General features: G+C 69.6%; 7 protein-coding genes and 1 pseudogene. 5 read left to right on the forward strand and 3 right to left on the reverse strand.

The features are described 5' to 3' along the window. A partial coding sequence (locus VIM26_RS02680) for a DUF2249 domain-containing protein (protein ID WP_331948776.1) occupies positions 1-494 on the forward strand: 494 nt, incomplete at its 5' end. Between the two features lie 49 nt (positions 495-543). Here VIM26_RS02680 and VIM26_RS02685 read toward each other — a convergent pair. Further along, positions 544-783 (reverse strand): hypothetical protein, encoded by a 240-nt coding sequence (locus VIM26_RS02685; RefSeq protein WP_331948777.1) that lies wholly within the window; start codon positions 781-783, stop codon positions 544-546. 122 nt (positions 784-905) lie between these two features. Then, positions 906-1,172, reverse strand: a complete 267-nt coding sequence (locus VIM26_RS02690; protein ID WP_331948778.1) for a hypothetical protein — start codon at positions 1,170-1,172, stop codon at positions 906-908. Positions 1,173-1,750: 578 nt separating this feature from the next. Here VIM26_RS02690 and VIM26_RS02695 point away from each other — a divergent pair. From VIM26_RS02695 to VIM26_RS02705, 3 genes are read left to right on the forward strand one after another with little or no spacing between them, the layout of a single operon-like run. Next, positions 1,751-3,769, forward strand: a complete 2,019-nt coding sequence (locus VIM26_RS02695; RefSeq protein ID WP_331948779.1) for an APC family permease — start codon at positions 1,751-1,753, stop codon at positions 3,767-3,769. A gap of 4 nt (positions 3,770-3,773) precedes the next feature. Continuing rightward, positions 3,774-5,162, forward strand: a complete 1,389-nt coding sequence (locus VIM26_RS02700; RefSeq protein ID WP_331948780.1) for a sensor histidine kinase — start codon at positions 3,774-3,776, stop codon at positions 5,160-5,162. Further along, a complete protein-coding gene (locus VIM26_RS02705; protein WP_331948781.1) occupies positions 5,159-5,830 on the forward strand; it encodes a response regulator in 672 nt (223 codons plus the stop codon). The genes VIM26_RS02700 and VIM26_RS02705 overlap by 4 nt, the downstream gene beginning before the upstream one ends. Positions 5,831-6,342: 512 nt before the next feature. Here VIM26_RS02705 and VIM26_RS02710 read toward each other — a convergent pair. Further along, positions 6,343-9,198: a PAS domain S-box protein gene (locus tag VIM26_RS02710; protein ID WP_331948782.1), complete on the reverse strand. Its 2,856-nt coding sequence runs from the start codon at positions 9,196-9,198 to the stop codon at positions 6,343-6,345. A gap of 401 nt (positions 9,199-9,599) precedes the next feature. Here VIM26_RS02710 and VIM26_RS02715 point away from each other — a divergent pair. Further along, positions 9,600-10,103: pseudogene (locus tag VIM26_RS02715) on the forward strand (FUSC family protein); the annotation flags it as partial.

A 10,103-nucleotide genomic window follows, 5' to 3' on the forward strand; every position in this document is an offset into this window, starting at 1 on the left:
ACGAGCTCGTCGTCGACGAGCTCGTCGACGGGCTGACGCGAGTCCTCGCGCGCGCCTGCCGCGATCTCGCCACCGCAGGTCTGCCTCAGCGAGCCGGCCGCCTCGCGGCGGACGGCTGGGTCCTGCTGCGCCACGACCACCCCGCCGCGGCCCAGCGGCTGGACGGCACCATGCATCACGCGGCGCGGCTCGAGCAAGCGCTCGAGTCAGCCCTGCCCCACCGAGAGGAACCCACCATGCCCGCCGAGCCCACACCCACCGCCGACGCCGTCGTCGATGTCCGGACCGAGATCCCCCGGATCCGGCACGAGCTGATCTTCGGGACGTTCGCGAGCCTGCCGGTACACACCGCGTTCGTGCTGGTCAACGACCATGACCCGAAGCCGCTGCGCTACCAGCTCGAGGCGGAGAACACCGGCGAGTTCACCTGGGACTACCTCGAGGAGGGGCCGGAGGTGTGGCGCGTTCGCATCGGCCGGATCGCCGCCGCATAGGGTTCGAGCGGGGTTCGCCCGGGGCTCGTGCCCCGGGCCGGTCGCCCAGCTACGGGCGCGAGCCCTGGGCCGGCCCGGTCGGACGCCACGCCTGCCGGTCTCGGCGAACCTTGGCGGAATGTGCGTTGATCCAGCGCTCGATCGCCTCGAATCGTTCAATGGAGAACTTCCGCCGGAACGGGCCGGACTCCGGAGCGCGCTGCGTCGGCAGGAAGTCGCTCGCACCCAGCAGATGGTCGAGGTCGACATATCCGGTGACACGTTGTGCCCGATAGAGATCTACAGCCATGTTTTGCCCCCTGTGAAGACCTGCGCGCCGTTGCGCAGATCCTTCCTCGAGTCTATGACCGGCGGTGGGCCGATCATCGGTGAATGGCGTACTCCCGCGAGTGATGCAAAGCACAATGAACGTCAGCCGAGGAACTCTCCGCGAAAACTCGAGTCCACGCAGTTCTCCGGTACACCCCAGGCGTGCGCCAAGGCCTTGACGTCGCCGTGGTGCGTGGGAAGTTCGAAGGGCTGCTCCGCTGCGCCGACCTCCTCGACGCTGTACGTGAAGTTCTCCAGGCCACCGTGCAACACCTGGTCCAGCACGTCCTGGACCGCATCGGAGGCATCCGTCGCGGTGGCCTGGATGGACAAGCGGACGACGTACTTCTGCTCGGTCATGATGCTCATCGGGGCTCCTTCATGCTCGTCAAGGGTTAGATCGGCGTGGGCTGCGACAACGGCTGATGAGCTCCGGCGCGAGGCGATCGCGTCCGGCGGCACGTCGCCGGCTCATCGGACAAGGGAGGCACGGGCACCTGGCCGCGCCGACGACTGCGCACATCGGCGGGCGCTCGTCGTCTTCGACAAGCAGGCCCACCCGCAGAACAAAGATTCGCCCGAAAGATTCGAATCGTCGATACCCGGGCGAGGCCGTATCGACGCAGCTGAAGGAAGTATCAGCGAGAGCGGACGCGCTCTTGCAACATTGACCCCCGATGCCCCCACATCGATTCGGTCGTCAACCGGTAAGGCGACGGTACACCTAGCATACGATGAGCGGCAGGGTAATCGGTGACAACATTTTGCGCCCGGCGAGTCGAAGGGCGGCAGGTCCTGTCCCCGCCGCCGGCGGGGTCCGCGCCGAGCACCGCACCGACGCCCGCGCCCGGTTCCCTGCGTCAAGATCGCGTCAGGGTTGCCGCGCGCGACCTTAGGAAGACGTCAAGATCGCGGTCGGCTCGCGCGGGCGAGGGTTGGCTGAAGACATGGCTCCTGTGCTGGGTATCCCCAAGCGTCTGCTCGTCGGACGTCCGATCAGCTCCGCCCGGATGGGCGAGACGCTGCTGCCGAAGAAGATCGCCCTACCCGTCTTCTGCAGCGACCCGCTCTCCTCCAACGCCTACGCGACCGAGGAGATCCTGCTCATGCTCAGCGTGGGTGGCCTGGGACTGCTGCACTTCGTGCCGTGGGTCGCGGCCGCCGTCGTGCTGCTGCTCATCGTGGTCGTGGCCTCCTACCGGCAGACGTGTCACGCGTATCCCGGCGGGGGCGGGGCCTACGCGGTGAGCCGGGCGAACCTCGGCACCAACGCTGCGCTCATCGCCGCCTCCGCGCTGCTGGTGGACTACGTGCTGACGGTCGCGGTCTCGGTGGCGGCCGGGGTCGCGAACATCGTTTCGGCGGTGCCGGCCCTGGCCCCGCACTCGGTGAGTCTGTCCTTGGCGCTGGTCGCGCTGCTCGCGGTGATGAACCTGCGGGGCACCAAGGAGTCCGGCACGATCTTCGCGATCCCGACCTACGGCTTCATCGCATGCGTGTTCACGATGCTCCTGCTCGGCGCCTTCCAGTTCTTCTTCGCCCAAGCGCCGGTGGCGGAGTCCGCGCAGATCGGCATCCAGTCGCACGCGAGCTTCGGACCGCTCGCCATGGCGGCGATCGTGCTGCGCTCCTTCGCGTCGGGCTGCACCGCCCTGACCGGGGTGGAGGCCGTGAGCAACGGGGTACCCAGCTTCAAGGAGCCGAAGAGCCGCAACGCCGCCTCGACGCTCGCGATCATGGGTGCGCTCACCGTGACCATGTTCATCGGGATCACGGTGCTCGCCCTCGTCTCGAAGGTCCACGTCGCCGCCGAACCGTCGAACCTGATCGGCGCACCGGACGGCTACGTCCAGCGAACCGTCATCGCGCAGCTCGCCGGAGCCGTGTTCGGGCCGAACAGCATCGGGTTCTTCCTCACGGCCGTGGTCACTGCTGCGGTCCTGGTCCTGGCGGCGAACACGGCGTTCAACGGCTTCCCGATCCTGGCCTCCATCCTCGGGCAGGACGGCTTCCTGCCGCGCCAGTTCTCGCGCCGCGGGGACCGGCTCGCGTTCAGCAACGGCATCGTGATCCTGGCCATCGCCGCCGGCGCGCTGATCGTCGCCTTCGACGCGAGCACCACCCGACTGATCCAGCTCTACATCATCGGCGTCTTCGTCTCGTTCACCCTGAGCCAGGCCGGCATGGTCAAGCACTGGAGCCGGAAGATTCCGGTCGCGATCTCCGAGGGTGCCCGTCGCACGATGAAGCGGTCGCGCGCGGTGAACGCGCTCGGAGCGGCCGTGACGGGGCTCGTCCTGGTCATCGTGCTGCTGACCAAGTTCACGCACGGCGCCTACCTCGTGGTCATCGCCATCCCGCTGGTCGTCGCCTCGATGCGCTCGGTCAAGCGGCACTACGACCGCGTCGCCCTCCTGCAGGTCCCCCCGGCCGACGGCGTCCCGCTGCCCAGCCGCGTGCACGCGTTCGTGCTCGTCTCGCGCCTGACGACTCCCGCGCTGCGCGCACTCGCCTATGCCCGCGCCACGCGGCCGTCGACCCTGACGGCGCTGACCGTGCGCGTGAACCCGGCCGAGACCAAGGCGCTCATCGACGAGTGGAACGCGCGCGGCATCCCGGTGCCGCTCACCGTGCTCGACTCGCCGTACCGCGACATGACGCGACCGGCCCTCGAGCACATCGCCAGGCTCCGCCGCGAGAGCCCGCGCGACGTCGTCGCCGTCTTCATCCCGGAGTACATCGTCGAGCACTGGTGGGAGCAGGCGCTGCACAACCAGAGCGCCCTGCGACTCAAGGCGTACCTGTTGTTCCAGCCGGGCGTGATGGTGACCAGCGTGCCCTGGCGGGCCGACCCGAGCCCCGCTCAGATCCGGCCGATGATCGACCCTTCGAGCACGAGCAACCCGGGCCCGACCCCGGCCCCGGCCGCGCCCGGCGAACTGAAGGAGCCCGCTGTGCCACGCTGACCCCATGACCTCCGGCCGGACACTCCCCCGGGCGGGGAACCGCCTGCCCGCGAAGCGCCGCTGGACCGGGCTCGCGATCGCCCTGGTCGGCCTGCCCGCGCTCACCGCGGTCCTGTCCGTTCCTACCGACACGCTCGCGCTGGGCACCGTCCTGATGCTGTACATCATGGTCGTGGTGCTGACCGCTGCGGTCGGCGGGATCGGTCCGGGGGCGCTGGCGGCCGCCTTCTCGTTCCTGCTCGCGAACTGGTTCCTCGTGCCGCCGTTCCACACGCTCTCGGTGGACCGGCAGGACAGCGCGATCGAGCTCGTCGTGTTCACCGTCGTCGCGGGGGTGGTCAGCGCGATCGTGCACCTGGCCGCCCGCGAGCAGGCCAACGCCGCCCGGAGCCGGCTCGAGTCCCAGGTGCTCTCGCGGTTCACCTCCGAGCCGGTCTCGATGATCACGCTCGACGGAGTCCTGAACGAGGTGCGCGCGACGTTCGGGATGACGTCCGCAGCGCTGGTCGAACGCGACATCGGCGACGTCGTGGCCCGGGTCGGGCCGCAGGAGTTCGGGCGGCCCAGCATCTCGGTGCCCGCGAGCGACAGCCTGCTGCTCGTCGCGTACGGCCCGACCCTGTTCGCCGAGGACCGGCGGGTCCTGACCAGGCTGGCCTCGACGGCTGCCCGCGCCTGGGAAGGTCAGCAGCTCACCGAACAGGCGGCCCGCGTCGTGGAGCTCGCGGCCGTGGACCGGGCGCGCTCGGCCTTGCTGGCCGCCGTCGGGCACGATCTGCGCACACCGCTCGCCGGGATCAAGGCGTCGGTCAGCAGCCTGCGCCAGGACGACGTCGACTGGACGCCGACCGAGCGCAGCGAGCTGCTCGAGGCGATCGAGGAGGGCGCCGACCGGCTCACCGGCCTGATCGCGAACCTGCTCGCCATGAGCCGCCTCGAGGCGGGCGGGGTCAGCGCGAAGCTCGCACCGGTCGCGCTCGACGAGGTGGTCGCGCGGACCCTGCTCACCGTCGTCCCGGCGGAGGTCACGATCGACGTCCCCGACGACCTTCCGCTCATCCTCAGCGACGTCGGGCTGCTCGAGCGCGTGGTCGACAACGTGGTCGACAACGCGCGCCGGTACGCGAGGTCGGGTGTGCGGATCACCGCCCGCCAGGTCGCCGACCGGCTCGAGCTCGCCGTGGTCGACGACGGTCCCGGGGTCGCCGAGGCGGACTGGCCGCACATGTTCACCCCGTTCCAGCGGCTCAACGACCGGTCCACCTCGGGCGTGGGGCTCGGCCTCGCGATCGCCGAGGGTTTCGCCGAGGCGATCGGCGCGACCCTTCGCCCGTCCACCACACCGAACGGCGGTCTGACGATGACGCTGAGCCTGCCCCTGGCCGACGCATGACCCGCATCCTCGTGGTCGACGACGACGCGACCCTGCTGCGCGCCCTGACGATCAACCTGCGGGCCCGGCACTTCGACGTCCAGGCGGCCGCCAACGGGGCCGATGCGCTCCGGCTCGCCTCGAACCGGCCCGACGTCGTCGTCCTCGACCTGGGCCTGCCCGACCTCGACGGGATCGACGTCGTGCGCGGGCTGCGCGGGTGGAGCACGGTGCCGATCATCGTGCTCTCCGCGCGGGACAACGAGTCCGCCAAGGTCGACGCCCTGGACGCCGGCGCGGACGACTACATCACCAAGCCGTTCGGCATGGACGAGCTGCTCGCGCGCATCCGCGCCGCGCTGCGGCGCTCGACGCCGGACGTCACCGCGCCGATCATCGAGACCGACATGTTCACGGTCGACCTCGCCGCGCGTCGGGTCACGCGCGACGGCGCCGACGTGCGGCTCACCCCGACCGAATGGCACTTCCTCGACATCCTGGTGCGCAACTCGGGCAAGCTCGTCGGCCACGAGAAGCTGCTGACCGAGATCTGGGGCCCCGCCTACCTCGACCAGGCCAACTACCTGCGGGTCTACATCGCCCAGCTGCGGCGCAAGCTCGAGGACCAGCCCTCGGCGCCCCGACACCTGCTCACCGCCCCCGGCATCGGCTACCGCTTCGTCCCATAACCTCCCCGGCTTCCCCGCCCCGTCAGGCCCTCACATCTGAGGGAATCGGAAGTCGGGCCCCGCCGATCCGTCCCTCGCCCGTCCAGTCCGGGTCGGACCGAGCCGGATCCCCGCGAGTGCGGGTGAGAGGTCGACACTCTTTAGTTCCGGAAGAATCGGTGCGTCCCGCGCACACATCCTTCCCAAACCTGATCGCTGCCACCCAGGTTGGGTGAGGTCGGCCGAGCCGGCGCTCTTGAAGACTGTGCGCTGGTCGGCGTTCGTGCGTCCGGCGACGGCACCGGACAGGATGTCTCCGAGCTCAAGGATCGCGCGCGCGTCGAGCAGTCCGGCCTCGATCGGGACGATCAGGTCCGCCCGCCTCGCGCGAGTGCGGCCGTTCTGCTGTCTGCCGCGCGAGTGCGGCCGTTCTGCTGTCTAAATCGTCGAATAGACAGCAGAATGACCGCACTCGCGCCCGGTAGCCAGGATCGATTCACGCGAGTGCGGTCCCCGGGGCAGAGCATCTGCCTTCAGGTGTGCACGGGGTCCGGCGAGGAGCCGCGTCCGTGGCCGCGGATCAGTTCGTCGATCACGTCGGGCTTGCCGATGTGGTACCCCTGCGCGAAGTCGATCCCCTGGCTCGCGACGAACCGCAGGGTCTCCTCGTCGCCGACGAACTCGGCGACGGTCTGCTTGTTCATGCCGTGGGCGATGGTGACCAGGGCCTGGATGACGAGCTGGTCGGTCTGGCTGGTGATGCAGTTGGCGATGAACTCGCCGTCGATCTTGATGTAGTCGAATAGCAGGTGCTTGAGGTAGTAGAAGGACCCGAAGCCGGACCCGAAGTCGTCGAGGGCGAACTGACAGCCGATGTCGGTGAGTCGTTTGGCAAAGGTGCGCGCGGCCTGGACGTTGCCGACGGCGGCCGTCTCGGTGATCTCGAACACCAGGCGGGACGGGTCGGCGCTGGACTCGGTGAACCGCTCCTCGAGGAAGGTGAGCAGGTCGGCGTCGCCCACGGACAGCCCGGAGATGTTGACCTCGAGCACCGTGTCCGGGGGCAGGTCGGGGTGCGCGAGCAGGTCGATGGCCTGGCCGGTGACCCATCGGTCGATGCGTCCGATCAACCCGGTTCGCTCGGCAGTGTGCAGGAACGCGTCGGGACCGGTGATGGCGCCGTCGTCGTCGAGCATGCGCAGCAGCAGCTCGTACCGGCTGACCCGACCGGTGCGAAGATCGAGCACCGGCTGGGCGTGCAGCTCGAAGAGGTCCTGCTCCAGCGCGACGTTGATGCGCTCGACCCAGTCCAGGCGGGCCTTGGTGGGAGGGTGCTTTGGGGAGACGCCGTTGTAGAAGGCGTACCCGTTGCGGCCGGCACTCTTGGCGTCGTACATCGCGAGGTCCGCGTTGAGCAGGACCCCCTCGCCGCTGAGACCCGGATCGTCGAACATCGCCACGCCCGCGCTGGCGGTGACCGCGCGCCGGTGGTCACCGCCCAGCACGGTGACCTGGTTGCGAACCGCGCGCACGAGCTTGTCAGCGACGGCCTGCGCGTCGGCGCGAAGAGCGTGCGGCAGGATGATCGCGAACTCGTCGCCACCGAGACGCGCCACGATGTCGGTGGCGCGGACGGTCCGCTTGAGCACCTCACCTATCGAGACGATCAACTCATCCCCGGTCAGGTGCCCGAGGGTGTCGTTGACCTCCTTGAAGCGGTCCAGGTCCAGCATGATCAGCGCCCCGGACGGGCCGTACCGCGTGACGTCGGCGGCCTGCCGGTCCAGCTCGGCCTCGAAGCCGCGCCGGTTGAGCAGCCCGGTCAGCGGGTCGTGGTCGGCGAGATGCGCCAGCTCGGCCTCGAACCGCTTGCGGTCGGTGATGTCGAGGCAGTGCGCCAGCAGGTGCTGGACCTGGGCGCGGCTGTCGGTGACCGCCGCGATCGACAGCGCAACCCAGATCGGATGTCCGTCGGCGTGCCGATAGCGCTGTTCGGCGTGGAAGGAGGTCAGCTCGCCCGCTGCGAGCTGCGCGATCGCATCGACGGTGCGCTCCACGTCGTCCGGATGGGTCAGCTCGATGGTGGTGCGCCCGCGCAGCCGGCTCGCGGTGTAGCCGAGCAGGTCGCCCAGCGCTTCGTTGACCTCGACCAGCCGCCCGTCCAGATCGAGCTGCGCCATCCCGACCGGGGCGCTTTCGAAGGCTGAGCGGTACCGGCGCTCCGCGGAGAGCAGGTCCTCTTCCATCTGCCTGCGCGCGGTCACGTCTTCGATGTGGGAGATGAACCCCACCTGTGTCCCGGCCTCGTCGTACATCGGCGCGGTGACCCCATGGACCCAGACGAGGTGGCCGTCGGAGTGTCGGATCGTGTTGGATATATCCCGCGATTCACGGGCGTTGAAGACTTCCGCTTTGTACGCACTGCGGCCGGCCATGTCATCCGGCGAGAGCAGGTCCACCGCAGTCATCTGCCGCAGCTGAGCCATGGAGTATCCGGTGAGCCTCGCGAAGGCCGTGTTGACCTGGAGCCACTTGCCGGTCAGGTCGGTGATCACGACGCCGACCGGGGCGTCGTCGAATGCGGCATGGAAGCGTTCCTCGGCCATCCGCAGGGCGTGCTCGGACCGCTCGGCCGCAGCCCGGGCGGACTCCTCGGCACGCTTGCGGTCGGTGATGTCCCGGGCGATCGTGGAAGCGCCGATCAGGACGCCCCGGGAGTCCCGGATCGGAGCGACCGAGAGGGACACGTCCACGATCCGCCCGTCCTTGCAGATCCGGGTGGTCTCGTGGTGCTCGATCCGCTCCCCGCGGCCGACCCGGGCGAGGAGCTCCGCGATGTCGTCCACCCGACCGGGTGGGAGGAGAAAGGAGATCGGCGCGCCCACGGCCTCGGCCGCGGAGTACCCGTAGAGGCGTTCGGCGGCCGGATTCCAGGCGGTGATGATGCCCTCAAGGGTCTTGCTGAGGATCGCATCGGGTGCCGCCTCCAGGAGGCTCTCGAACTTCGCCTCGAGCTTCTTGCGCTCGGTGATGTCACGGACCGCGGCGGTGACCAGCAAGCCGTCCTCGGTGTCGATCGTGGACAGGCTGATATCGACGGGGAACTGGGTGCCGTCCCGGCGACGACCGGACAGGTCCAGGCCCGCACCCATCGACCGGGTCCGCGGATCCGCGAAATACCCTTCCCGGCGAGCCGGGTGCACGTGCCGGGACGCCTCGGGGACGAGCGTCTCGATCGGCACGCCGATCAGCTCGGCGCGGTCATACCCGAACAGGGCCTCGGTCTGGCGGTTGACGAACCGGATCATCCCCGCCTGGTCCACCCCGACCATCGCATCGGGTGCCGCCTCCAGGAGGCTCTCGAACTTCGCCTCGACGCGGTCCGCCACGCGCTGTCACCGCGCCAGGTCAGCGACGCGGAGCACCGTTACTGTTGCCCACCGTTCCCCGGGTCTCCCGGCGGATCCGCAGTTCATGGGACCCAAAGTTATACCCAATGAGACGTTAAAACTATGGCGTGGTGGCGGAGCAGGTCTACCTCGACCGTGCGGCTCGCTCGCGGGGAGGAAACACCCGGGGAAAATCAGATGCCCTCTGGCCTGGGACGGTGTGCCTTGCGACGGACAGACCGACCAGATCGAGAGGGCATCTGACGGGTCCGATTCTCTCACAGCGACGTCGGTTGCCGCGCCGCGGGTGCCCGGTCCGCGACCCGGCCGGGCGACCGGTCACCCGTAGACTCGACCGCTCCCCTTTCGTCTCCCCCGCTCCTCACCCGAAAGCCGCTCCCGTGCCCGTCGCCCACCACCTGCCCAAGCCCCGCGACCTCGTGCGATTCGCGCCGCACAACGAGAGCCACTGGATCGCGCTCCGGGCGGGCCTGTCGGTGGGTATCCCGCTCGCCGTGCTTGCGGCGACGGGTCGGACCGAGTGGTCGATGTATGCCGCCTTCGGCGCGTTCACGGCGATCTTCGGGCGCACCGATGCGCACGGGCGACGTGTCCGCACGCAGCTCGCGGCGGCGTCGATGCAGGTGCTGGCGGTCGTCGCGGGCACGGCGGTGGGGGCATACGGCGCGGGCGCGTGGGCCCTCCTCGGCGCGTCAGCGGCGGTCGCGGTCGTCGCCTCGCTGGTCGGGGACGCGGCGGGGTGGCGGCCGGCGGGTCCGATGTTCGCGGTGTTCGCGGTCGCGAGCATCGCGGGGGTCCCCGCGACGACGGCGGACCTTGTGCCGGCCTTGCTGGTGTCGGCGTCCGTGGCGGCGCTGGCGATCCTGATCGGGCTGGCCGGGCTC

The sequence above is a fragment of the Pengzhenrongella sp. genome, from assembly GCF_036565025.1.
GTDB lineage: Bacteria > Actinomycetota > Actinomycetes > Actinomycetales > Cellulomonadaceae > Pengzhenrongella.

Coding starts and splice junctions, on each gene's coding strand:
- VIM26_RS02685 (WP_331948777.1), bottom strand. CDS start 783: ATGGCTGTAGATCTCTATCGGGCACAACGTGTCACCGGATATGTCGAC.
- VIM26_RS02690 (WP_331948778.1), bottom strand. CDS start 1,172: ATGAGCATCATGACCGAGCAGAAGTACGTCGTCCGCTTGTCCATCCAG.
- VIM26_RS02695 (WP_331948779.1), top strand. CDS start 1,751: ATGGCTCCTGTGCTGGGTATCCCCAAGCGTCTGCTCGTCGGACGTCCG.
- VIM26_RS02700 (WP_331948780.1), top strand. CDS start 3,774: ATGACCTCCGGCCGGACACTCCCCCGGGCGGGGAACCGCCTGCCCGCG.
- VIM26_RS02705 (WP_331948781.1), top strand. CDS start 5,159: ATGACCCGCATCCTCGTGGTCGACGACGACGCGACCCTGCTGCGCGCC.